The organism is Streptomyces sp. NPDC041814 (assembly GCF_055590565.1).
Genome location: NZ_JBVJAM010000010.1, coordinates 157140 through 181876 on the forward strand (window position 1 = coordinate 157140; position 24737 = coordinate 181876).

The 24737-nt window shown below is 73.1% G+C and carries 18 protein-coding genes; 9 read left to right on the top strand and 9 right to left on the bottom strand.

Features of this window, described 5'->3' with window-relative positions; all coding sequences use genetic code 11:
* Positions 1-83: 83 nt before the first annotated feature.
* Complete coding sequence (locus tag ACZ6C6_RS24910) at positions 84-254, top strand: hypothetical protein (protein ID WP_185992977.1); 171 nt, start codon at positions 84-86, stop codon at positions 252-254.
* Positions 255-276: 22 nt separating this feature from the next.
* On the opposite strand, the gene ACZ6C6_RS24915 is transcribed toward ACZ6C6_RS24910, so the two are convergent.
* Both ACZ6C6_RS24915 and ACZ6C6_RS24920 read right to left on the bottom strand, forming a co-directional pair.
* On the bottom strand, positions 277-1920 hold the full coding sequence (locus tag ACZ6C6_RS24915; protein ID WP_018101536.1) for a DNA repair helicase XPB: 1644 nt from the start codon (positions 1918-1920) through the stop codon (positions 277-279).
* A gap of 124 nt (positions 1921-2044) precedes the next feature.
* Positions 2045-4486: a helicase-associated domain-containing protein gene (locus ACZ6C6_RS24920; protein ID WP_469205465.1), complete on the bottom strand. Its 2442-nt coding sequence runs from the start codon at positions 4484-4486 to the stop codon at positions 2045-2047.
* Positions 4487-4571: 85 nt separating this feature from the next.
* Between ACZ6C6_RS24920 and ACZ6C6_RS24925 the strand changes: the two genes are divergently transcribed.
* Both ACZ6C6_RS24925 and ACZ6C6_RS24930 read left to right on the top strand, forming a co-directional pair.
* The gene (locus ACZ6C6_RS24925; RefSeq protein ID WP_469205466.1) at positions 4572-5819 is read left to right on the top strand and encodes a hypothetical protein; all 1248 of its coding nucleotides are present in this window, start codon (positions 4572-4574) and stop codon (positions 5817-5819) included.
* Positions 5820-5884: 65 nt separating this feature from the next.
* Positions 5885-6511, top strand: a complete 627-nt coding sequence (locus ACZ6C6_RS24930) for an HAD family hydrolase (protein WP_469205467.1) — start codon at positions 5885-5887, stop codon at positions 6509-6511.
* A 69-nt stretch (positions 6512-6580) separates the two neighbouring features.
* Here the strand turns inward: ACZ6C6_RS24930 and ACZ6C6_RS24935 are convergent, their stop codons facing one another.
* A complete protein-coding gene (locus ACZ6C6_RS24935; RefSeq protein ID WP_469205468.1) occupies positions 6581-6805 on the bottom strand; it encodes a hypothetical protein in 225 nt (74 codons plus the stop codon).
* A 201-nt stretch (positions 6806-7006) separates the two neighbouring features.
* On the opposite strand from ACZ6C6_RS24935, the gene ACZ6C6_RS24940 reads away from it, so the two are divergent.
* Positions 7007-7390 carry a cold-shock protein gene (locus tag ACZ6C6_RS24940; RefSeq protein ID WP_365679099.1) on the top strand — a complete coding sequence of 128 codons (384 nt, stop codon included), beginning with the start codon at positions 7007-7009 and terminating at the stop codon, positions 7388-7390.
* Between the two features lie 82 nt (positions 7391-7472).
* Here the strand turns inward: ACZ6C6_RS24940 and ACZ6C6_RS24945 are convergent, their stop codons facing one another.
* Positions 7473-7763, bottom strand: coding sequence for a LuxR C-terminal-related transcriptional regulator (locus ACZ6C6_RS24945; protein ID WP_469205469.1), 291 nt, complete (start codon positions 7761-7763; stop codon positions 7473-7475).
* A gap of 635 nt (positions 7764-8398) precedes the next feature.
* On the opposite strand from ACZ6C6_RS24945, the gene ACZ6C6_RS24950 reads away from it, so the two are divergent.
* Positions 8399-12409, top strand: coding sequence for a golvesin C-terminal-like domain-containing protein (locus ACZ6C6_RS24950; RefSeq protein WP_469205470.1), 4011 nt, complete (start codon positions 8399-8401; stop codon positions 12407-12409).
* A gap of 88 nt (positions 12410-12497) precedes the next feature.
* Positions 12498-13043: a hypothetical protein gene (locus ACZ6C6_RS24955; RefSeq protein WP_469205471.1), complete on the top strand. Its 546-nt coding sequence runs from the start codon at positions 12498-12500 to the stop codon at positions 13041-13043.
* On the opposite strand, the gene ACZ6C6_RS24960 is transcribed toward ACZ6C6_RS24955, so the two are convergent.
* From ACZ6C6_RS24960 to ACZ6C6_RS24975, 4 genes are read right to left on the bottom strand one after another with little or no spacing between them, the layout of a single operon-like run.
* Positions 12956-13819, bottom strand: a complete 864-nt coding sequence (locus tag ACZ6C6_RS24960; RefSeq protein ID WP_469205472.1) for a 1,4-dihydroxy-6-naphthoate synthase — start codon at positions 13817-13819, stop codon at positions 12956-12958. The two genes, ACZ6C6_RS24955 and ACZ6C6_RS24960, sit on opposite strands and share 88 nt — an antisense overlap.
* Entirely contained in the window at positions 13794-14498 is a 705-nt protein-coding gene (locus ACZ6C6_RS24965; protein WP_469205473.1) for a futalosine hydrolase, read from the bottom strand. Before ACZ6C6_RS24965 ends, ACZ6C6_RS24960 begins: the two co-directional genes overlap by 26 nt.
* A 1-nt stretch (position 14499) precedes the next feature.
* The gene (locus tag ACZ6C6_RS24970; protein WP_469205474.1) at positions 14500-14982 is read right to left on the bottom strand and encodes a DUF2771 domain-containing protein; all 483 of its coding nucleotides are present in this window, start codon (positions 14980-14982) and stop codon (positions 14500-14502) included.
* A gap of 27 nt (positions 14983-15009) precedes the next feature.
* On the bottom strand, positions 15010-16449 hold the full coding sequence (locus ACZ6C6_RS24975; protein ID WP_469205475.1) for an MFS transporter: 1440 nt from the start codon (positions 16447-16449) through the stop codon (positions 15010-15012).
* Between the two features lie 435 nt (positions 16450-16884).
* Here ACZ6C6_RS24975 and ACZ6C6_RS24980 point away from each other — a divergent pair, with 435 nt between their 5' ends.
* From ACZ6C6_RS24980 to ACZ6C6_RS24990, 3 genes are all read left to right on the top strand, one after another.
* The gene (locus ACZ6C6_RS24980; protein WP_469205476.1) at positions 16885-17787 is read left to right on the top strand and encodes a DUF3027 domain-containing protein; all 903 of its coding nucleotides are present in this window, start codon (positions 16885-16887) and stop codon (positions 17785-17787) included.
* A 235-nt stretch (positions 17788-18022) separates the two neighbouring features.
* Positions 18023-21202: a sacsin N-terminal ATP-binding-like domain-containing protein gene (locus tag ACZ6C6_RS24985; protein ID WP_469205477.1), complete on the top strand. Its 3180-nt coding sequence runs from the start codon at positions 18023-18025 to the stop codon at positions 21200-21202.
* Positions 21203-21359: 157 nt separating this feature from the next.
* Positions 21360-22295 (top strand): hypothetical protein, encoded by a 936-nt coding sequence (locus ACZ6C6_RS24990; RefSeq protein ID WP_469205478.1) that lies wholly within the window; start codon positions 21360-21362, stop codon positions 22293-22295.
* A gap of 19 nt (positions 22296-22314) precedes the next feature.
* Here ACZ6C6_RS24990 and ACZ6C6_RS24995 read toward each other — a convergent pair whose 3' ends face one another.
* Positions 22315-24705, bottom strand: a complete 2391-nt coding sequence (locus ACZ6C6_RS24995) for an HAD-IC family P-type ATPase (RefSeq protein WP_469205479.1) — start codon at positions 24703-24705, stop codon at positions 22315-22317.
* Positions 24706-24737 lie beyond the last annotated feature (32 nt).

Here is a 24737-nt window from a genome sequence, read left to right on the forward strand (position 1 = left end):
CGACCGGAGGTGTACGCGCGGGGCGTCGCGGTTCCGTCTGCGGGGCGACGCCCCGGCGCACCCGTCCGGAGCACCATGGATACATGAGCACCGTCACCCTTGACCCGCGAAGGACCGGGGCCACCGCGGCCCCCGGTCACCCCCACAACCGCGCCTCCGGCGCCCTGCGTGCCGTGAAGGTCTTCGCGCAGGCCGCCTTCGGCGTCGTCGTCCTCGGCGAGTACGCGGAGGAGGCGGGGGTGCGGCGGCGCTGACCGCCGCACCCGTGCCGCTCCCTCAGCTCTCCGACAGCAGCTCGTCCGCGTCCACGATGCGGTACGCATAGCCCTGCTCGGCCAGGAACCGCTGGCGGTGCGCCGCGAAGTCCTGGTCGATCGTGTCGCGTGCGACGACCGAGTAGAACCGCGCCTCGTGCCCGTCGGCCTTCGGCCGGAGCACCCGGCCCAGGCGCTGGGCCTCCTCCTGGCGCGAACCGAACGTCCCCGACACCTGGATGGCGACCGTCGCCTCCGGCAGGTCGATGGAGAAGTTCGCCACCTTCGACACCACGAGCACGTTCAGCTCGCCCTGCCGGAACGCCTCGAACAGCTTCTCGCGCTGCGCGTTGCTCGTCTCGCCCTTGATCACCGGGGCGTCCAGATGTTCGCCCAGCTCGTCCAGCTGGTCGATGTACTGCCCGATGACCAGGGTCTGCTCGCCCTTGTGCTTGCGCACCAGCGCCTCGGTGACCTTCCGCTTCGTCGCGGTGGTCGCGCAGAACCGGTACTTCTCCTCGGCCTCGGCGGTCGCGTACGCCAGCCGCTCCGAGTCCGTGAGGTTGACCCGGACCTCGACGCAGTCCGCCGGGGCGATGTAGCCCTGCGCCTCGATCTCCTTCCACGGCGCGTCGAACCGCTTGGGCCCGATGAGCGAGAAGACGTCCGACTCGCGGCCGTCCTCGCGGACCAGGGTCGCGGTCAGGCCGAGGCGGCGGCGGGCCTGGAGGTCGGCGGTGAACTTGAAGACGGGGGCGGGGAGCAGGTGCACCTCGTCGTAGATCACGAGGCCCCAGTCGCGGGAGTCGAACAGCTCCAGGTGCGGGTAGACGCCCTTCCGGCGGGTCGTGAGCACCTGGTACGTGGCGATCGTGACCGGCCGGATCTCCTTGCGGGTCCCGCTGTACTCGCCGATCTCGTCCTCGGTCAGCGAGGTCCGCTTCACCAGCTCGTGCTTCCACTGCCGGGCGGAGACGGTGTTCGTGACGAGGATCAGCGTCGTCGCCTTGGCCTGCGCCATCGCGCCCGCGCCGACGAGCGTCTTGCCCGCGCCGCAGGGCAGCACGACGACGCCGGAGCCGCCGTGCCAGAAGCCGTCGACGGCCTGCTGCTGGTACGGACGCAGCGCCCAGCCGTCCTCGTCCAGCTCGATCGGGTGCGCCTCGCCGTCCACGTAACCGGCGAGGTCCTCGGCGGGCCAGCCGAGCTTGAGCAGCGTCTGCTTGACCTGGCCGCGCTCGGAGGGGTGCACGGCGACGGTGTCCGGGTCGATCCGCGCGCCCACCAGGGGCTGGACCTTCTTCGACCGGAGGATCTCCTCAAGCACCGGCCGGTCCGTCGTGGTCAGGACGAGCCCGTGCACGGGGTGCTTGGACAGGGTGAGGCGGCCGTAGCGGTCCATCGTCTCGGCGATGTCGACGAGCAGCGCGTGCGGCACGGGGTACCGGGAGTACGTCACGAGCGCGTCCACGACCTGCTCGGCGTCGTGCCCGGCCGCGCGGGCGTTCCACAGCCCGAGCGGGGTCAGCCGGTAGGTGTGGATGTGCTCGGGCGCCCGCTCCAGCTCGGCGAACGGCGCGATGGCCCGACGGCAGGCGTCGGCCTGCTCGTGGTCGACTTCGAGGAGGAGCGTTTTGTCGCTCTGGACGATGAGGGGTCCGCTCACGCGCGTTGGCCCTTCCGGCTCGGGGGAAACCTCCAGTGTGCCGCATGTGGGGGCGGTGTGTCGTTGGCCCGGACCGGACCGGGGGCCTCGCGCGGTTGCTCCGGACCGGGGAAAACAGCTCGCCCTACTCCGCCAGTTCCGCCACGCCCGTGATGCGGTGCAGCGGGTACGTGCGGATCTCGTCCGCCGTGTGGTCGTACGCCGTCACGTAGCCGCCCTCCACACGGACCGGGGCGATCACGCGCTGGCTGGCCGCGCCCTCCGCGTTCACGTAGCCGATCCACACCGCGGAGCCGGTCATCGCGGCGGCCTGGACGGTGACCAGGGTCTCCGCCGCGGTGGTGCGGGGCAGCGCGCCCGGCGGTGTCGCGGGGGCGGTGTCCTTCTGGGCGTGGACGACCGTCGCCGCGTCGTCCCCGGCGCGGATCGCCCGGACCGCCGCGCCGAGCAGCGTGGTGTCCGGCACGGGCGGGCCCTCGGGGACGGGGGCGGGCGCGGAGCGGGGCGGGGTGCGGTGGGCCCCGGCCCGGGTGATCAGGACGTCGCCGTCGGCGGACTCCGCGGCGGGGGCGTACCCCATCTCGCGCAGCCCGTCGAGCAGCGAGGACGGATCGGCCCGCGCCGCCAGCACCGTCGGCGCGATCCGGCGCAGCCGCAGTGCGGCGGACCGCTTGTCGGCCAGGATCTCGCCGAGCACGGCCTCGTCGTCGCAGCGTACGTACGAGGACGCCGCGCCGATCCGGAGGTGCCCGTGGCGGCGGGCCACGTCGTCGATGAGATAGCTCAGCGGCTGCGGCACCGGCGTACGGCTGTGCGTGGCGAGGAAGGCGTGCAGTTCGACGGCGGTCTGCCCGGCGTCGAGGGCCCGGCGTACGGACCCGGGCGTGAAGCGGTACACCGTCGCCCCGCCCTTGGACTCGATGTCCGCGAGCGTGCCGAGCATCGCGGCCAGCGGGCGTTCCAGCGGACCGGGCGCGACGGCCGTCAGGTCCGCCTGGAGCAGGACGTGGTCCAGGGGCTCCGGCAGCAGCGGAGCGAGCAGCCCGGCGGCCTTCGCGGGCCCCTCGGTGAGCAGGGCGCGGGTCTGGGCGGCGAGGGCGCCGCGCCCGGTGATGCCCAGGAGCTCCGACTCGTTCAGCGTCCACAGGGCGATCCGGGACCGCAGATCCGTGGTCCCCTCGGCGGCGGCCCCGCGCAGCGGCCGCTCCCAGCGGAGCCGGGCGAGCACGGACTCGGGGTCGGGTGCGGTGCCGGGCGGCAGCGCGTCGAGCAGGGCGAGGACCCGGTGGCGTACCTCCGGCGCGGCGGAGCGGTCCAGGTCGGGGCCGAGCGCGGACAGCGCCCGCCCCTTCGCGTCCTGGCCGCCGACCAGGCCGGAGGTCCGGGTGGCGGTGAGCCAGGCGGTCGCGAGGGAGACCCAGCGCTCCTGCGCGGGCAGCTCCAGCCACTCGTCGGACGCCGGGGTCGGCGCGTACCGCTCGTCCGCCTCGCCGTCGGAGGCCAGCAGTCCGGCCGCGTAGGCGAGTTCCACCCAGAACGCGGCGGCCGGTTCCGGGACGTCCAGCGCGGCGGCCGTCTTCCGCAGCTCCCGGACGCTCAGCCCGCCCGCGCGCAGGACGGCCGGGCCGCCGCCGTTCCAGTGCTTCAGCAGCTCCTCGACGGTGGACACCGCCAGGAACGCCTGGCCGGCCGCAGCGCTGTCCACAGCCTGTGGATCGCGTTCGGCGACGGCGGTCACGGCCGGCGGCCGGGGCTCCGGTGTCCGGTGGGCGCGCCCGGCCCGCAGATGCAGGGCCGCCTCGCGCGGCAGCACGACGGTCCGGGTCGAGACGGGCAGCAGCAGGCCCCGGTCGCGCAGCCACTTCACGGGCGGCGTGGGATTCGGCGTGACCTCCCCGTACGGCGGCCCCCACACGAGCCGGTCCAGGACGGCCAGGGCCTCCATGGGCGCGGTGTCCAGCAGGCCGCCCATCCGGGCCCGGTCGGTGAACAGCCCGGTCAGGGCCGCCACCGCGGACACCGGGTCGTGCGTGGCGGGCAGCCCGGCGGCGGTCAGGATCTCCTGGAGCCGGCCGGGCGACATGCCCGCGGTGGCCTCGGCGACGGTCGGCCCGAGGCCGGTGGGGGAGGGGTGCTGCGGCGACGGCGACAGAAGCTCCCGCGCCGTGCGTACGAGCCGGAGCCGGTCGTCGTCGCCCCATACGAGCGCCTGCTCGCGCAGGGTCCCGAGCGCACCGGGCAGCGCCGCCACGATCGCGGCGCCCACGCCGTCGCGCTGCTCGCCGTCGTCCTGCCCGTCGCCGGTCAGCAGCCCGAGCAGCGTGTCGTACGGGGCCGGGTCGGGCGCCACCGCGAGCGCCTCGGCGGCCTGGAGGGCGAACCGGTCCAGGCGTTCCAGGGCGCGCACCACGGACGCGCGGGTGCCCGCGCGGGTGGCGAGCTGCGTGATGTCACCCGGAACGGGGGAGAGGAGATCGGGCCGCGCCCGCAGCAGCCCGGCCAGTGACTCGTCGTCCCGGGCGCGCAGTGCCTCGGCGAGCGTCCGCGGTGGTGTGGTCGTCCCCATCCGCCCCACGGTAGCCGCTCCGGACAGCCCTGAGGGCGCTACCGTCGGTGCAGGCCGGTGGCGGGGAACCGAGGGGAAGCGACGCGTGGGGATCGAGAGCGACCAGCTCGTCTACGACTACCTGAGCCGGGTCGGCGACCTGGCTCAGCAGCAACAGTTGCCGTCGAGCGCGCGAATGCGCCTCGTAACGGAGCTCCGCACGGAGATCGACCGGCGCCGCGAGGCCCAGCGGGCCCACACCCCCGGCCAGGTCCGCCGCATCATCAGCACGCTCGGCACCCCGGACGAACTGGTGGCGGCAGCGGCGAGGGCGGGGGCGTCGGAGCGCCCGGAGCCGCCGGAAATCCCTGAACCGCGCCGCGCGAGTCTCCGCGGCGGGGGGCGGCGGGGGGCGGACGCCGCGCCGCGCGGGGACGCGGCGGCGGCGCGCGGCGTGGACGCGGCCGGTCCGCCTCGGCCGGGCCCGGACGCCGCGGACGGCGGGACGCGCCAGGACGCTTCGGCGTCGCGCGGAGCCGACCCGGACGCCGCTGTCCCGCGCGGTGCGGGCAAGGGTGCCTCGGGGCCGCGTCGCACGGGCAAGGGGCCCTTCGCCCAGCGTCGGGCGGCCCGGGGCGCCGACGCTCCGGTGCCGGACCGGGTGGTCCCGGACGCCTCCGACGCCTCCGCCCCGCACCGGGTGGGCATGGACGAGCTCGGAACGGACGCCGGGGACGACGAGTGGTGGCGGGACGAGCCCGGGCCGTTCGGTGAGACCGGGCCCGGTGCGTTCGGGGAGTTCGGCCCGGGGACGGAGGTGCCGGGGTTCCGGGGCGGCGTCGAGATCCCGGCGCTGCTGCGGCCGCCGGAGCCCGAGGAGGAGGCGGAGCCGGAGGAGGAAGCGGAGGACGAGGCGCCGGACGAGGCGGAGGAGCCGGAGGCCCCTCCGGAGAAGGCCCGCCGCCGTCGGCTCCGCCGCGCCCGCCCGGCCCCGGCGGCCCCGGAGGCGGCCCCCCGCCGGGGCTTCGGCCACCCCGTACTGCTGCTGGCGGCGGCGCTCCTCGTGGTCGGCGCGGTGATGGGCTCCCTGCTGGCCCTCGCGGGCGGCTGGCTGCTCGCGTACAGCTCCCGCAAACTGTCCCGCGCGGAAGCGAAGTGGGCCGCGATGGGCCTCCCCGGCGTGGTCGCGGCGGCCGCCCTGGTCTGGCTCTGGGGCCGCATGGACGGCCGCTGGGGCGCCCCGATCCCGGAACACGGCATGCGGGACGCGCTGGGCGACGTATGGCCGGTCACGGTCCGCGCGGCGGCGGTGACGTCGGCCCTGTTCCTGGTGTGGCGGGCGAGGCGACGGTAGGAGGGCGGCGCCCGGGGCGGGCCCGGACCCGCCCCGGGCGCCGGACGGCCCGGCACAATGGGGGCATGAGCCCCGCACCCCTCACGGTCGGCTTCGACCTGGACATGACCCTCATCGACTCCCGCCCCGGCATCAAGGCCGTCTACGACGCCCTCGTCGCCGAGACGGGCACCCCGATCGACACCGACCTCGTGGTGAGCCGCCTCGGTCCCCCGCTGGAGGACGAGCTCGCGAACTGGTTCCCCGCCGCCGACGTCCCCGCCGTGGCGAACCGCTACCGGGCCATGTACCCCACGTACGCCATCGAGCCGACCCTCGCCCTGCCCGGCGCCCGGGAGGCGATCGAGGCGATACGGGAGCGCGGCGGGCGCACGATGGTCGTCACCGCCAAGTACGAGCCGAACGCCAAGCTGCACCTGGCCCACCTCGGCATCGAGCCCGACGTCATCGCGGGCGACCTCTGGGCCGAGCAGAAGGCGGTCGCGCTGAAGGAGCACGGCGCCACGGTCTACGTCGGCGACCACATCGGCGACGTCCGGGGCGCCCAGGCGGCGAACGCCGTCCCGGTGGGCGTCGCGACGGGCCCCTGCGACGCGGAGGAACTGCGCACGGCCGGAGCGGTCACCGTCCTCGCCTCCCTCACCGAACTCCCCGCCTGGCTCGACGCGCACACGAAGCGCACCGCGCGCTGACGCGGGCCGGCCGCCCCGAAACACCCCTGTCGGGCCGTCAAAGCCCCCTGTGCGCCCGGGAGCAGGGGCCTACTGCCCCCGCGACCCCGCCCGGGCCGAGCGGATGACGCCCGCCGCGGCGATCAGGAAGCCGACGCCCATCAGCATGCAGAGGGACCAGGCGACGGACGGCAGCGGATGGGTGCCGAGGAAGAGCGGGGCCATGGTGGCGAGGGTGGAGAGGGCGCCGATGAAGAAGACGATCGCGCCGATCCGGACCAGCCGGTCGCCCGCGCCGGAAGATTTGGTACTCACCCCTTCAGGGTAGTTCCCGGACGGGGCGAAACCGTGTCCGGGTGAAGCAGGTGCCGTTTCCGGACACAGTCCGGATGACCAGGCTTGACGAGGGGTACTTCCCCTGTGGAGGCTTCAGCCAGCAGGGGAGCACGACCACAGGACGGCCTGACCTGCTGAGGGCATTCGTTCCGGCATACGGGTTGAGATGGGGTGCGTGCTTTGCCGACTGGCAAGGTCAAGTGGTTCAACAGTGAGAAGGGCTTCGGCTTCCTCTCCCGCGACGACGGCAGCGACGTCTTCGTGCACTCGTCCGTGCTCCCGGCCGGAGTCGACGCTCTCAAGCCCGGTCAGCGCGTCGAATTCGGCGTGGTCGCCGGACAGCGGGGTGACCAGGCGCTTTCCGTGACGATCCTCGACCCGACCCCGTCCGTCGCGGCCGCACAGCGCCGCAAGCCGGACGAGCTGGCGTCGATCGTCCAGGACCTGACGACCGTCCTGGAGAACATCACGCCCATGCTGGAGCGCGGCCGCTACCCCGACAAGGCCGCGGGCACCAAGATCGCCGGTCTGCTGAGAGCGGTCGCGGACCAGCTCGACGTGTAGCCGCGACGCATCGCGAGGTGGGCGCCCCCGGCCGGGGGCGCCCACTTGTGTGTCCGCCCCCGGCCCGGCGCCCGCTTTTCAGCTAGGCGGCACTCCGGTCGGCCGCCTCCTGTTCCCACGGCGCTCCGGGGTGCCGGCCCTCACCGCTCCCACGGGGCCGGTCGAGCCAGCCGAGTTCCTGCGCCCGAGCGCCGAGCGCCAGCCTGCTGTTCACGCCGACCTTGAGCATCAGCCCTTTCACATCACGCTGCACGGTGCGGTGACTCAGGCCCAGGGCGCGCGCTGCCCGGGCGTCCTCATATCCGGAATACAGGAGTTGCAGGAGCCTTAGCTCTCTTTCGTTGACTCCGCTACCTTTGTCCGACTTACTCATTTCCCCCCCCGGGGATCGCTAAGTCTGTGGCGTGGACCAAGTTAGCGCACTCGGGGAGGCCGGTCAGCCCCCGTGAATCACCCCAAGATGCCCCAATACGCATCCCGGTTGACGTATTTACGACATGCTCCGTGCGGTTGGCGGCAGGAGTTTACGGGGAGTTATCGGTGTCGGGTGACGGCCGTGCCGATTCATAAGGGGGCCCGTGGAATTTCCTCGTTCGACCTGTGGAATCACGGTCGCCATGGCCGGTCGCCCCGGCGTGGCGGCAAGGGGTGTGGCACCCCTGGTCGGCGCCCGGTCCCGCAGAATTGATCGGCCGTTCCCCAGGCGTATGCAGTCCGGCGGGTGAATGTGTGGCCGATCGTGCCGGGTGAGAATTTATCCGCAGAATTCAAAGGTAATGGACTTCCGTCCAGCAGGAAGTGGAAAAAGAATGGCGCGGTCCTGAAGGGTACCTCGCGCCAATAAGTCCCCACCCTGCCCGGGCCTCTTTTTGGTGGCTACCGGGCGGGGTGGCCGCCGAGCTCGTACATGCCGCGGCGGTCATGTCGAGGGCATGTTTTTTTGCCAGGCTCATATGCAAACTTGGAGAATCCTTGAGAGTCAGGAAGAGAACGCGTATCCCCTGCGCGATGGTCGCCATGGCCGTCGTCGCGGCGGGGCTCATCCAGGGAGGACAGGCATGGGCCGGTCCGTCCCACGGGGGCGCCACGGCGGCGGAGAGCACCGGCCCGCAGAAGCAGCGCCAGGACCAGTCGTCCAAGGTGCTGGCCCCCGAGAAGGACCTGCCGAAGGCGTGGAAGAAGTCCGCGGACCGCGCGGTCACGGTCGCCGGTGACGGGGCGGGCCTCCATGTCCTCGCCGCCGACAGCAAGCAGGCGTACCAGTGGCGCACCGTGGCCACGCTCTCGGAGCCCGGGTTCGGCACCGCTCTGTGGATCGGGAACTCGTGTGTCACCGGGTCCGGCAAGCGGGCCGTCGTGGTGTACGCCCCCCGGGAGTTCACCAACAAGCCGGAACTGATGGAGCGGGGCGCCTTCGCGGCGGTCGTCGATCTGACGAACGGCGAGGTCACCAAGCTCCCCGACACGGTCACCCTCGGGTACTTCAACCCCGGCTGCGGCACCGGCGAGACCGCCGTACTGACGCAGCTCGGCGACGACGACCAGAACCGCACCCGGCTGCTGACCGTCGACACGGTCACGGGAACCGTCACCGGGAAGCGGACCGAGAGCGTCCAGGTCACCTCGGCGGTCCCGGTCGGCGACTCCATCGTCGGTGCCGCCGCGGGCCGGCTGATCCGGTTCGACCGCCAGGACCGCAGGACCCAGCTCGCCACCACCTCGGGGCCCGCCTTCGAGCTGCGGGCCGACGCCGAGGGCGGCGTCAACTTCCTGGACCGCAAGGGCGACACGGTGCGGGCGCGCCGCTCGCTGGACGGCCGCACCGCCACCTTCGCGCAGGGCGGCACGGGCAAGCTGGGCCTGGAGGCCGGCACCGCCGGACGGGTCTTCCTCACCGGCACGCCCACCTCCACGAGCGACCTGCCCGCCCCGGTACGGCATCTGAAGGTGCCGGCCGACGCGAAGGTCTCCTCCACGGGCGCGCTCGCCGTCGACCAGGCGGTCGCGGCCAGCCTGCGCAGCCACGTGTCCAGCCCGCTGGCGGCGACGGGGTGGAACGCGCCCTCACCCCTCCAGATCAAGACCGAGGTCCCGGAGACCTCGAAGAAGATCTCCTTCACGGTCCCCGCGGCCGCGGCCACCGGCCTGGAGGCGGAGCGCGCCGCCGCTCAGGGCAAGAAGGCGTCCCCGGCCCTGACGGCCACCGCCAAGGGCACGACCGCCAAGACCGGCGCCGCCAAGAGCACCGCGGCGGCCGAGGCCGGGAGCACCACCCTGGCGGCGACCGTGGCCGGGGACCCCAACACCACCATCGACAACGACCGGTCCTGCTCGCAGCCCCGGAACGACCCCAAGCAGCAGGCGTACCAGCCGACGCCCAACCAGGTCGAGTGGGCCGTCGACATGGCCGTACGCGGAGCGCTCACCAGCGGGTACGTCCGGCAGGGCGGCTGGCGCACGGCCAACGGGCTCGGCACGGTCAACCCGCAGGGCATGTTCCCGCTGCCGACGCTGAACGGGACGAACGGGGGCCGCATCCCCGCCCAGGTCCTGCTCGGCGTGGTGGCCCAGGAGTCGAACATGTGGCAGGCCGAGGGCGGTGCGCTGCCGGGCCAGACCAGCTCCACCCTGGCGAGCACCAACGGCTTCTACGGCCACCCGTACGACCCGGCCACCCCCGCGGACCACTGGCGGATCGACTGGGACGAGGCGGACTGCGGCTACGGCATCGGCCAGCAGACCGACGGCATGAAGACCGGGGGCATCGGTGAGTTCACGGCCGCCGAGCAGAAGGCCATCGCCCTGGACTACACGTCCAACATCGCAGTGGCGGCGAGGACGCTCTCGGACAAGTGGAACGAGATCCACACCGACAACGCCTCGACCACCCTCAAGCTGAACACGGACGACCCCGCCGCGCCGGAGAACTGGTTCGCCGCACTGTGGAACTACAACTCGGGGTTCAACTTCTACGTCCCGGGCGGCGGCCCGACCGAGCCGTGGGGCCTCGGCTACCTCAACAACCCGTCGAACCCGCTCTACCCGCCGGACCGGCACGCCTTCCTGGACAACAACACCTACGCCGACGCCGCGCACCCGCAGAAGTGGTCGTACGAGGAGAAGGTGCTCGGCTGGGGCGCCTGGCCGATGGACACCGGGCGCGCCTACGGCTCCGACGGCGTGGTGGACGACAGCAACACCGCCGGATACTCGCCCGCCTGGTGGAGCACCGACAACGACCGCTCCACCGTCAAGCCGGGTCTCGACACCTTCTGCGATCCGCTGGTGAACGACTGCGACCCGGCCAACCCGCCGCGCTGCGAGGTCGACCACCTCGGCCCGACGTGCGACCCGCCGCACTGGTACCACGCGACCCAGACCACCTGGAAGGTCAACTGCCCCACCAGCTGCGGCCACGAGTACATGACGTACAAGACCCTCAGGTCGGAGCTGCCCAACGGCAACAACGGGGCCGGGCACATGTGCAACAACTCGGTGCCCGCCGGTGCCCTGGTCGTGGACAACGTGCCCAACGACGTCCCCACGATGACGGACGGCTGCTCCAAGGCGGCCTGGTCCAACAAGGGGACCTTCAAGTTCAGCCCGTTCGAGGCGGACTCGGACAACCACTACGAGGCCAAGGGGGACCTCCACCAGATCGGCGGAGGCTTCGGTGACCACTTCTGGTACGCCCATACCCGCGACGCCTATACCGGCGCCCGCAACTCGCACTGGGACGACCTCTCCGAGGCCCCGGACGTCAGCGGGCCCATGGCGATCACCGGCACCTGGAAGCTGAACCAGCCGATCGACGGCTGGACCCGCGTCATGGTCCATCTGCCTGACACGGGCTCCCAGACGCAGGACGCGGTCTACACCATCGACGCGGGCGCGGGTGATCCGCAGAACCGCATCATCAACGTGCACGTGCAGGAGAACACCTGGGTCAGCCTCGGCGTCTTCAACTTCTCCTCCGCATCGGGCACCCAGAGCGTCTCGCTGAGCAACTACGCGCCCGACGGCACGGCGGACGAGGACATCACCTGGGACGCCGTCGCCTTCCAGCCGCTTCCGGCCAAGCCCAAGGACTTCGTCGTGCAGCTAGGCGACTCCTACTCCTCGGGCACCGGCGCGGGCGCGTACGACTACGGGACGGTCACGGGCCCGTACGCCTCCATCGGCAGCCAGAGCTCGCCCGGGCACAACTGGAACGCCTGCATGCGGAGCCGCAACTCCTGGGCGCGCAAGGCGGTCCTGCCCAGCTCGCCCACCTCGGTGGGGGGCCGCGCGGACGCCCTGGACAAGACCCTGGACTTCCACTCCGTGGCGTGCAGCGGGGCCTTTACCTACGATGTGGATCCCGCCTACGCCACCGGGGGAGCCGGTCAGCCGGGCTCGCTCGGGCGCTACGGGGAGGTGGCCCAGCTGGACTCGGGCTTCCTCAACGATGACACCACGCTGGTGGCCCTCACCCTGGGCGGGAACGACGCCAAATTCGGGGCCACCGTGGGGGACTGCGGCAACCCTCTCGTGGGCTGCCCGGACGACGCCACCGTCCAGCAGCATCTCAAGGACGCCATGACCAATCTGCCGGACATCCTCGCGCACATCCACAGGGAGGCGAAGTACGCCAAGATCATTCTTCTCGGGTACCCGAGGCTGTTCAACCCGAACAGCCTCACCTGCACCAGTGTGATGACGACGGGTGCCCAGGTCCTGATCAACGGCTGGGCGAACGACATGAGGGACAGGCAGCAGAGCGCCGTCGACACCGCCAAGGCGAACGGGGTCCCGGTGACCTTCCATTCTCCCGACGACGCGTTCGACGGCTACCGGATGTGTGACAACCCCTCGGGCATCAACGACTTCGTCGCAGGTCCCGCCGACGGGGTACTGGGCGACTTCTCCTGCCCGGGCGCACTGATCTGCCCCAGCATGGAGAGCTACCACCCCACCAACACCGGCACCTCCCGCTACGCCCTGGCCTTCCAGCAGGCTCTGACCGAGGCGAAGTACTGACCCCGAGGGCTCCCGCCCTCCGAACCGGCATCAGGGGGTGACCTCCGCAACGCGCGGGGGCCACCCCCTGATGCGCAGAAGGACCGCTATGAGCGCCGGCTGTTCCCCGCCGCGTCAGTCCGCGACCTACCGTGCCATCGCCGGCTGCGGCGGGACCCTCGCGGCCGTTGTCGTCATCGGCTTCGTGTGGGTGATGGCGACGCTCCCCGAGCCGCCACCGCCCGGCACCACGAACGAGCGACAGGCCGGTTACCGCATGGATCGGGGCGCGATGGAGTACGACGCCCGGCTCTACGAAGCCCTCAGCGGCGGCCCGCTCACCGAGGCCCGGCTCGCCACCGTGCCCCGGCCGGACGGCGTGACCATCGAGGTCGTCGGCCTGTCCGAGGAGGGCGGGGCCACGGTCGTGACCTATTCCACGCACGCGCGCTACGGGCGCCCCGACGACCTCAAGGAGACGACGGCCTGCTACCAGGTCGAGCTGATCAGGAAGCTCGGGCACCCCAGGTCGAAGAGAGCGGCCGACCAGGTCTGCTCAGGGCCCCGTCAGACGAACGACAGCGCGTCCGGTGCCAGTGCCGGGACCAGGCCCTCCGCCGCCGCGCGGGTCAGCAGGCCGCGGATCGCGGCGTAGCCGTCCTCGCCCAGGTCCGCGGTGAACTCGTTCACGTACAGGCCGATGTGCTGGTCCGCGACGGACGGGTCCATTTCCTGGGCGTGGGCCGTGACGTACGGGCGGGACGCCTCGGGGTCGTCCCAGGCCATGCGGACCGACGTGCGTACGGACTCGGCGAGCAGCTTCAGCGTGTCCGCGCCCAGCGAGCGCTTGGCGATGATCGCGCCGAGCGGGATCGGCAGGCCGGTGGTGTCCTCCCAGTGCCGGCCCATGTCGGCCAGGTTGTGCAGGCCGTAGTTCTGGTACGTGAAGCGCGCCTCGTGGATGACCAGTCCGGCGTCCACCTTGCCGTCCCGGACGGCGGGCATGATCTCGTCGAAGGGCATGACGACGATCTCGCCCACCCCGCCCGGCACCACCTCGGCGGCCCAGAGCCGGAACAGGAGGTAGGCGGTCGAGCGCTCGCTCGGTACGGCGACCGTCTTCCCGGTCAGGTCCGTGCCCGCCTCGCGGGTCAGGACGAGCGGGCCGCAGCCCCGGCCCAGCGCGCCGCCGCACGGCAGCAGCGCGTACTCCTCCAGGACCCAGGGCAGCACCGCGTACGACACCTTGAGCACGTCCAGCTCGCCGCGCTCGGCCATGCCGTTGGTGATGTCGATGTCCGCGAACGTGACGTCCAGCGCCGGTGCGCCGGGGACCCTGCCGTGCGCCCAGGCGTCGAAGACGAACGTGTCGTTCGGGCAGGGCGAGAAGGCGATGCGCAGCGCGTCAGCCTGCGGGTTCGTCTCGGTCATGGCGGGTCCAGCCTTCCAGTACGGGTATGAGCTTCCCGAACGCCTCGGTCAGCGCGGTCAGCGCGTCGCCGATGCGCCAGGCGTCGCGGTCGCGCGGGCCGACGGTGTTCGACACGGCCCTGATCTCCAGGACCGGTACGCCGGCCAGGTCCGCCGCCTCCGCGACCCCGAAGCCCTCCATGGCCTCGGCGACCGCGTGCGGGTGGGCGGCCAGCAGGGCGGCGGTCCGGTCCGCCGTGCCGGTGACGGTGGAGACGGTCAGGATGTCGCCGGCCGTCGCCCCGGTCGCCCCGGCGGCGGCGCGCACGAGGGCGGGGGGCGGGATGTGCCAGGTGCGGCCGAAGCCGAGGTCGGTCACCGGCACGAAGCCGTCCGGCGTCCCGGCGCCCAGGTCCGCCGCGCCGATGCGGCGGGACACGGCCAGCGAACCGACCGGGGCGACCGGGGCGAAGCCGCCGCCGATGCCCGCCGAGACGACCAGGTCGTAGCGGTCCGCGGCCAGCGCGAACGCCGTCGACGCCGCCGCCGCGGCCGGGCCCACACCGCCCGCGAGCACGTCCAGCGGGCCGGTGCGGTGGATCTCCGCGCCGCGCGTGCGGTGGACCGTCGGCTCGTCCCCGTACGCACGCGTGACCGCGTCCCGTTCCACCGGGACCGCGGTCACGACGAGTACTGCCACGTCAGTCGGTCTTCTCCAGCTTGAAGTGCCAGATGCCGATCACCTTCGCGCCCTTGGTCTCCACGATGCTGACCTGGGAGTTCTTGGGCGCGGCCCCCTCGGTCTGGGTGGAGAAGAAGGCGCTGCCGTTGATGGACCGGTAGGTCTTCTTGGAGGGCTCCGGCTCGCCGCGCTGACCGTCGAGGAAGAGGGTCCAGCCGTTGTCCGCGATCTCCGGGTCGACGCCGAAGTGCACCGTGTCGGTCATCGAGACCTTGATGGACTTCTCGGCCTCCTTGTTGAGGCACTTCTGCGCCTCGGAGTTCTTGAGCGCCTTGCCGTCGTTGTAGCAGACGGCCTCGGAGCTCACCGAGTTGTCGCCGACCGTCACGGTGGCGAGCGGCGTCGGCTTGTCGCAGGCGGAGAGGACGAGAAGTCCCGCGGACACGGCACCAAGAGCGACGCCGATTCGACGGCCCTTACCGGAGAAGAACGCAACGGTCATGGGCCGAAGGCTATCGGTCGCTCCCGCTCACGCCACGCGGGGGTGCGGCGAGCCGCGCCGCGCGGCACCCAGCAGCCCCCGTACGGAGGCGGCAGCACCCAGCGCCAGCAGCCCGGCGGCCACGGACATGCCCAGTACGCCGTTGAGGGGGAGGGCGATGCCGATCGCGCCGCCCACCACCCAGGCCATCTGGAGCAGCGTCTCGGAGCGGGCGAACGCGGAGGTCCGCACCTCCTCCGGCACGTCCCGCTGGATCATCGCGTCCAGCGACAGCTTCGACAGCGCCTGCGTGAGGCCCGCCGTCGCGGCGAGCGCGGCGACCATGACCGTCGAGAAGAAGACCGCCGCCAGGACCGCCATTCCCAGGGCCAGGCCCAGCACAGAGGCGACGATGACCTCCGGGCCGCGCGCCCGCAGCCAGGAGCCCACCGCCGTGCCCAGCGCGTTGCCCACGCCCGCCGCCACGCCGACGATGCCCAGCGAGATCGCGGCGCTCTGACCGGCGAGCGGGTGCTCGCGCAGCAGGAACGCCAGGAAGAAGATCAGGAACCCGGAGAGCGCGCGGTGCGCCGCGTTGGCCTGGAGGCCGTGCAGCACGGACGGGCCCACGGAGCGCAGCCCCGGCCGCCGCTCGCGGCCCTTGGCTCCCGCCTTGGTCCCCGTTCCGGCGGCCCCGGCCTTCGTCGTGGACGACCGCGACGGCTCCGGGCGTGGCGTGCCCTCGCCGTGCGGCGGTACGAGCTGCGCCCGGCGCTCGCCCTTCGCCGAGTCCACCTTGGGCGGCAGCGTGAACGCCAGGATGCCGCCGCCGACGAAGATCGCGCACGCCCCGTACAGCGGCCACTGCGGGCCGATCGTCTGCAGCCCGGCCCCGACGGGCGCGGCGGCCCCGGTGGCCAGCAGCCCGGCGAGGGTCACCCGGGAGTTGGCCTTCACCAGCGAGAACTTCGGTGGCAGCAGGCGCGGCACGACGGCGCTGCGCACCACTCCGTACGCCTTCGAGCAGACCAGTACGCCGAGCGCCGCCGGGTACAGCTCCAGGTCGCCGGTGGCGACCGCGCCCGACATGGTCAGCGCCAGCACCGCCCGCGCCAGCATGGATCCGGCCATCGCGGCCCGGCGGCCGTGCGGCAGGTGGTCCAGGAGCGGGCCGATGACCGGGGCCAGCAGGATGAACGGGGCCATCGTCACCGCGAGGTACAGCGCGACCCGGCCGCGCGCCTGGTCGGTCGGTACGGAGAAGAACACGGTGGACGCGAGCGCGACGGTGATCATCACATCGCCCGCGCCGTTCACCGCGTGCAGTTCGATCAGCTTGCCGAGGCCGCTCTCGCCGGCGCCGTGCGCGTGGGTCGCCCTGCGGATGCCACGGGCGGTGCCGGTGAAGGGGACGCGCAGGGCATGACCGATCGACCGGCCCGCACTGCGGAGCGGGCCGGGACCGTCGTGCGACCTGGCTGAAGCCACTTGGTCATAGTGCCCCAGGACCGGGCAATGCGAACCGGCATCCTGGCCGGGCGCGATCGGGACCGCCCCGTCGGGTCAGTGACGGGGCGGGGCACGCGACGCGGCGGAGGCGCCGGAACGGTCGTGCGCGGGGGCCTTCGGCAGGGCCGTGCGAGGGGTCGGCGCGGGGACGGATACGGCGCCGTTTCGGACGGCAGGTGGGCGGGGAGCGGCGGAGAGGGTAGCGTGCGTAGCGCGCCACCGGCGGTTGTTCTCGGCCGCGCGCCTCTCGGCGATCCCTCAGAATGGATAGCGGAAGGCGTGCCCGAGGTTGGCTCAGCGGGTGTGGACGTCGACGCGGCCCTCAGGTCCGCTCCGTCCGCGACCGTATGGCCGGAATCGATGGTCGATGTGCTGGCGCGCTCGTGAGACTGGCGTAGGAGAGAAGCGAGACCTGTGAGTGCTGCGACGACGCGAGGCCGTACGGCCCGTACCGCCCGTACCCCCGCTCCCGACCGTCTGTGCGCCGAGGCGGTAGACCTCGCCCGCACGGCGGCGGAGGAGGCGGCCGCGCCGGGGATCGTGGGTGAACATGTGGCGGTGGTCTCCGAGGGGGACCGGGTCGTCACGCACTACTTCGAGTGCAAGGACCCCGGCTACCGGGGCTGGCGCTGGGCCGTGACGGTCGCCCGGGCCTCCCGCGCGAAGAACGTGACGCTCGACGAGACCGTGCTGCTGCCGGGCTCCGACGCGCTGCTCGCGCCGGAGTGGGTGCCGTGGAGCGAGCGGCTGCGGCCGGGGGACATGGGCCCCGGGGACCTGCTGCCGACCGAGGCGGACGACCTGCGCCTCGAACCCGGGTACACGGGGGCGGACGAGCCGCTGCCGAACGCGCCGGCCACGGATGGGCTGGCCGACCTGGTGGATGTCGAGGACGCAGAGCTGACGACGCGCCCGGATCCGGCCGCGCGCGGGTCGATCGCGGCGCTGGCGGACGAGCTGGGCATGCGACGGGCGCGGGTGCTGTCGCGTTACGGGCTGCACTCGGCGGCGGACCGCTGGGACGAGGAGTTCGGCCCGAAGACCCCGATGGCGCAGGCCGCGCCGGCGTCGTGCGTGTCCTGTGCGTTCCTGGTGCCGCTGGCGGGCTCGCTGCGGCAGGCGTTCGGGGTGTGCGCGAACGAGTTCGGCCCGGCGGACGGGCACGTCGTGTCGCTGTCGTACGGGTGCGGCGGGCACTCGGAGGCGGCGGTCATGCCGAAGCCGCCTGCGGCGGCGGCTCATGCGCTGGACACGGTGCGGGTGGATGAGTATCCGTTGCACGAGGCGGCTCCGCCGGAGGACCCGGGCCACGCGTAGCCCCTGCGGCCTCGGGTCCCTCCGGCGCACCGGTTCCGTCCTCAATCGCCGGACGGGCTTGAGAGGGCTGGTGCCGTCCTTCGGGACTCCGCGGAAAGCCAGCCCGTCCGGCGATTGAGGACGGAACCCTTGAGGTGGGGAGCGCGCACCCCGGGGGGCGTTGAGTCGGAGGGCCCGGGCAGTACCCGGTAACTTCGCGGGGTACGCGACACCGCACCGGCAGAGGGAGTACCCCATGGGCACCATCGCGACGGAGGGCGATCCGTTCGGCACCGCGCGGCTGCGGCGTGGCGTGCTGGCCGCCTGGGGCGCCGGGCCCGCCCGGTTCCGGGAGGACGCCAACGCCGAGGAGGACCTCGCGCTCGGCGGCTACCGCGACCGCCTCGTGGTCGAGCTGGCCCAGAACGCCGCCGACGCCGCGGCCAGGGCCGGGACCCCGGGCCGCCTCAGGCTCACGCTGCACCCCGCGGGGGACGGCACCCCCGCCGTCCTCGCCGCCGCGAACACCGGCGCACCCCTGGACGCCACCGGCGTCGAATCGCTGTCCACGCTGCGCGCGTCCGCGAAGCGCGAGGGGCACGAGGGCGCCGTGGGCCGGTTCGGCGTCGGGTTCGCCGCCGTGCTCGCGGTGAGCGACGAGCCGGCGGTCACGGGCCGGCACGGCGGCGTCCGCTGGTCCCTCGCGGAGGCCCGCGAGCTCGCCCGGGAGGCCGCCGTCGGCAGCCCCGGCCTGGGCGACGAGCTGCGCCGCCGCGACGGCCACGTGCCCCTGCTGCGCCTCCCCCTGCCCGCCGAGGGCACCGCACCCGACGGCTACGACACCGTGGTCGTGCTGCCCCTGCGCGACGGCGTCGCCGAGGACCTGGTCGAACGGCTGCTGGCCGCCGTGGACGACGCCCTGCTCCTCACGCTGACCGGCCTGGAAGAGGTCGTCGTGGAGACCCCGGAGGGCGTACGCACGCTCCGCCGCTCCCAGCACGGCCCGTACACCCACATCGAGGACTCCGCGCACGGTACGAACCGCTGGCGCACCGCCGTCCACCACGGCCCCATCGAGCCCGCCCTGCTCGCCGACCGCCCGCTGGAGGAACGCCTCCGCCCGCACTGGTCGGTGACCTGGGCCGTCCCGGTGGACGCGGACGGCGCCCCGGTCCACCCCCGTACCGCACCCGTCGTGCACGCGCCGACGCCCACCGACGAACCGCTCGGGCTGCCCGCGCTGCTCATCGCGTCGCTGCCGCTGGACACCACCCGCCGGCACCCCGCCCCCGGACCGCTCACCGACTTCCTGGTGCAGCGCGCCGCCGACGCGTACGCGGAGCTGCTCGGCGACTGGGAGCCGGTGTCCGTCGCGACGATCGGCCTGGTCCCGGGGCCGCTCGGGCAGGGCGTGCTGGACGGCGCGCTGCGCGGGGCGGTCCTGGAGCGGCTGCCGCGCGTCGCGTTCCTGGAGCCCGCCGCTCCGCGTGAACCGGAGCGCTGGGAGGACTGGGACGATGGGCTCCGGAAGGACAAGGACACCGTCGGGCTGCGCCCCGTCGAGGCCGAGGTGGTGGAGGGGGCCGGTGCGGCGACGGTCGCCGTGCTGGCGGAGGTGCTGCCGTGCCTGCTGCCCGCGGGCCTCGAACGGCGCGTGGAGCTGCGCACGCTGGGCGTCGCCCGCGTCCCGCTGACCGAGGCGATCGACCGCCTGGCGGGCCTGGAGCGCGAACCGGCCTGGTGGCGGCGGCTCTACGACAGCCTGGCCGGGGTGGACCCGGACCGCCTCTCGGGGCTCCCGGTGCCCCTGGCGGGCGGCGACCCCGAGGCGCCCGCGCTGCCCCGTACGACCATCGGCCCCCGCCAGGTCCTCCTCCCGCTCCCCGACGCGCTGTCCGGTGCCGTCCTGGACCGCCTCGGGCGGCTCGGGCTCAAGGTCGCGCACCCGGACGCCGCGCACCCGCTCCTGGAGAAGCTGGGGGCCCTGCCCGCCACGCCGCGCGCCGTGCTGACGACTCCGCAGGTGCGGGCGGCCGTCGCCGGGTCGCTGGACGCGGGCGAGATCTGGGACGAGGACGCGCTCGACGCCGACGAGCTGGCCGAGACCGTGCTCACTCTGGTCCGCGACGCCGCCCTGGAGCCGGGCGAGGAGCCCTGGCTCGGCGCGCTCGCGCTGCCCGACGAGGACGGCGAACCCGCCCCCGCCGGGGAACTCGTGCTGCCGGACAGCCCGTTCGCCGGGGTCATGCGCGAGGGCGAACTCGCCCTGTGCGACGCGGAGCTGGCCGAGCGCTGGGGCGAACAGCCGCTGACCGCCTGCGGGGTGCTCGCCACCTTCGCCCTCGTACGGGCCACCGACGTCGTCCTGGACCCGGACGAACTGGAGCCGCGCGACAGCGACTTCGCGGAGCCGGACGACGCCGGGCTGCTCGACGCGGTGGACGTCTGGTGCGAGGACATCCTCGATCAGCTGCCGGACAGTCCGGTCCCGCCGGTCGCGACCGAGCTCGTGGCCGTACGGGATCTGGACCTGGTGGACGACGACGCCTGGCCGCAGGCCCTCGCGATGCTGGCCCGGCCGCCGCTGCGGGACGCGCTCACCCAGCCGGTCCGGGTGCTGCTCCCGGACGGCACCACGGAGTCCGTGCGTCCGTACACCGCCTGGTGGCTGCGCGGCCACCCGGTGCTGGACGGCCGCCGCCCGGCGGGCCTGCGCACCCACGGCGGGGACGCCCTGCTCGCGGGGCTGTACGACTCCGCCGACGCGACCGGCTTCGAGGACGCCGAGGTGCTGCGCGCCCTGGGCGTACGGACGTCGGTCGCCGCCCTCCTGGACGAGCCGGGCGGGGCCGCCGAGCTCCTGGGCCGCCTCGCCGACGGGGACCGTCCGGTCACCGCCGTACAACTGCACGCGCTGTACACCGCGTTGTCCGCGCTCGACCCGGAACAGGTCACGCTGCCGGACGAGCTGCGGGCGGTCGTGGACGGCGAGGTGCGGGTGGTGGACGCGGCGGACGCCGTGATCGCGGACGCGCCGGACCTGCTGCCGCTCACCGGGGGGCTGCCGCTGCTGCCCGTCGCCCCGGCGTACGCGACCGAACTGGCCGAGCTGTTCCAGGTGCGGCGGCTCGGCGAGAGCGTCGAGGCCGAGGTCACGAGCGACGGCGAGGAGCACGACGTGCCCGAGTCCGTCCGTGTCCTGCTGGGGCCCGCCACCCCGGCGACGTACATCGAACACGCCGAACTCCGCGCGGGCGGCGTGGAACTCGACTGGCGCCGCACCCCGGACGGGGTGGTGCACGCCTCGACCCTGGAGGGCGTCGCGGCGGGCCTGGCCTGGGCCGCCGCCCAGTGGCCGCGCCGCTTCGAGGTGGCGGCGCTGCTCGAAGACCCGTCCCGTACACGGGAACTGGCCCGGGACCGCTGGTTCGACTGACCGGCCCGGAAGGGCGCCTTCACGAAAAAGTCGCAGGACGCACACAACCGTTCACAGGCGAGGGCCGTCTCGTCTGTGGAGCCACCAGGCTCCACAGACGACCGGGCCCCCGCGACGACTGTCGCGGCGGGCCCCTTCTCCACCTTGGGGAACGAACATGCGCATACGTGCCACCGTGGCCGCTGTCAGCGGCGCCCTGGCCCTTTCCGCTCTCGCCCTTCCGTCGGCCGCCCAGGCCGACGGCGCGCACGGTTCGACCGGCAGCACCGCCGAGCTGGCGCGCGCGGCGCAGTCCGCCGCCGCGCCCTCCGGCGCCAAGACCGGCGCCCGCTCCGCCGCGGCCGCGGCCGAGCCGGGTCCGCTCGACCTCACCTTCTCCAAGTTCACGATCAACGGTGGCAAGCCGCTGGTGGTGGGGACCACGTACACCAAGCGGGTCCCGACCAGCTTCACCGTCACGCACGCGGCCGACGTGAACATCTTCGCCGAGGACTTCATGCTGGAGGTCGGGCTCTACCGCGGGTCGTTCGACAACCCGGCCAACGAGTTCTACGGCGACGACACCCCTGTCTGCAAGGCGGTCTCCGCCACGGTCGCCAGCTGCAAGGGGAACATCGCGGTCTACCCCGAGTTCGACCTGTTCGGCAACGCCGACGCCACGAAGTGGAAGGCCGTGGGCTACGCGGTCGCGCTCAACGGCCAGGACCCGGAGGACGTCGACCCGGGCGACATCGGCTTCGTCGTCCAGGACAACCTGGGCACCACCCTGGTGCAGCGCGCGTCGAAGCAGACCGTCAACGCCTCGCCCGAGCCCGTCAGGAAGGGCGGGACCCTCACCGTCACCGGCTGGCTGTCCCGGGCCAACTGGGACGACTTCAAGTACCACGGGTACACCAACCAGCCGGTGAAGCTGCAGTTCCGCAAGAAGGGCAGCAGCACCTACACCACGGTGAAGACCGTCAGGACGAACAACAAGGGCGACGCGAAGACGACCGTGAAGGCCGCGGTCGACGGCTACTGGCGCTACAGCTTCGCGGGGACGTCCACCACCCCGGCGGCCACCGCCACGGGTGACTACGTCGACGTGAAGTAGGCCGTCCCGGGCCGCCGTTTCACCCTCCGAAGCGGCGGCCCACCAGCCGCCACACGTACTCCAGCGCCACCGACGCCACCACCGCGACGCCCACCGCCGTCCACGGCATCTGGCTGCCCACCAGCTTCAGCGCGAAGAAGTCCTGGAGCCACGGCACCGCGAGCACGATCAGGAAGGCCAGGCCCATCGCGGCCACCAGGCAGATCCGCCACCAGGTGTACGGGCGGGCGATGATCGCCAGGACCCACATCGAGACCAGGAAGAGCGTCAGCGTCGCCGCGCTCGTCTCCGCGTCGAGCGCGCCCGTGCCGGAGTAGTGGTGGCGGGCGATCAGGTACATCACGAAGGTCGCGGCGGCGCAGATGACGCCGGACGGGATCGCGTACCGCATCACGCGGCGTACGAAGTGCGGGTGCGCGCGCTCCTTGTTCGGGGCGAGCGCCAGGAAGAACGCCGGGACGCCGATCGTCAGCGTGGACAGCAGGGTCAGATGGCGGGGCAGGAACGGGTACTCGACCTGGAAGCAGACCACCAGGACCGCCAGCAGCACCGAGTACACGGTCTTCGTCAGGAACAGGGTCGCGACCCGGGTGATGTTGCCGATCACGCGGCGGCCCTCGGCGACCACCGACGGCAGGGTCGCGAAGCTGTTGTTCAGCAGCACGATCTGGGCGACGGCGCGCGTCGCCTCGGAGCCCGAGCCCATGGAGACGCCGATGTCGGCGTCCTTCAGCGCGAGCACGTCGTTGACGCCGTCGCCGGTCATCGCGACCGTGTGGCCGCGCGACTGGAGCGCGGCGACCATCTCCCGCTTCTGCTGCGGCGTGACCCGGCCGAACACCGCGTTCTGCTCCATCGCGGTGGCCATCTCGTCCTTGTCCTCGGGGAGCCGGCGCGCGTCCTGGGGGTGCTCCGCGCCCTCCATCCCGAGCTTCGCGGCCACGGCGCCGACCGAGACCGCGTTGTCCCCGGAGATCACCTTCGTCGCGACCCGCTGTTCGCCGAAGTACGCGAGGGTGCGCCCCGCGTCGGGCCGCAGCCGCTGTTCCAGCACGACGAGCGCGGCCGGTTCCGCCCCCTCGGCCGCGTCCGGCGCGTCCAGCCCGCCCCGCGCCCGGGCCAGGAGCAGCACCCGGAGGCCCTGCTCGTTGAGCTGCCCGACCTCCGCGAGCGCCGGGTCGTCCTCGGAGAGCAGCACGTCGGGCGCGCCGAGCAGCCAGGCAGAGGAGGCGCCGCCGTCCTCGGTGAAGGAGGCGCCGCTGTACTTGCGGGCGGAGGAGAAGGGCAGCGTGCCGGTGGTCGTCCAGCCGCCCTCCGCCGGGGCCGGGTAGGCGTCGATGATGGCCTGGAGACTGGCGTTCGGCCGGGGCTCGGACGCGCCGAAGGCCCCCAGGACGCGGCGCAGATACGGTTTCTCGGCACCGCCCAGAGCACGCAGCTCCGTGACGTCCATGCCGCCCTCGGTGAGCGTGCCGGTCTTGTCCAGGCAGACGACGTCGACCCGGGCCAGGCCCTCGATGGCGGGCAGCTCCTGCACCAGGCACTGCTTGCGGCCCAGGCGTACGACCCCGATCGCGAAGGCGACCGACGTCAGCAGGACCAGGCCCTCCGGGATCATCGGCACGATCCCGCCGACGGTGCGGGCCACGGAGTCCTTGAAGTTGTGCTCCTTGACCACCAGCTGGCTGATCACCAGGGCGGTCGCGGTCGGCACCATCATCCAGGTGATGTACTTCAGGATGGTCGAGATGCCGCTGCGCAGCTCGGACCGGACGAGCGTGAAGCGGGACGCCTCCTCGGCGAGCTGCGCCGCGTACGCCTCGCGCCCCACCTTCGTCGCGGTGAACGCCCCGCCCCCGGCGACGACGAAGCTGCCGGACATCACCGTGTCGCCGGCCTTCTTGAGGACCGGGTCCGCCTCGCCGGTGAGCAGGGACTCGTCCACCTCCAGGCCGTCCGCCTCGGCGACGGTGCCGTCCACGACGACCTTGTCCCCGGGGCCCAGCTCGACCAGGTCGCCGAGGACGATCTCGGAGGTGTGGATCTCGGCGGCCCGGCCGTCGCGCCGGACCACGGGTCTCGACTCACCGACGACCGCGAGGCTGTCCAGCGTCTTCTTGGCCCGCCACTCCTGGACGATGCCGATGCCGGTGTTGGCGATGATCACGAAGCCGAACAGGCTGTCCTGGATCGGCGCGACGGCCAGCATGATCACCCAGAGCACGCCGATGATCAGGTTGAACCGGGTGAAGACGTTGGCCCGGACGATCTCGGTCAGCGACCGCGAGGACCGCACCGGTACGTCGTTGACCTCGCCCCTCGATATCCGCTCGGCGACCTCGGCCGCCGTCAGCCCGCGTCCGGGAGCGCCGCGCCGCTCCCCGGAAAGTTCGGATGCCCGCTGCGTCATGGTTCGACGGTACGGGCGGAACGAGCGGGGCA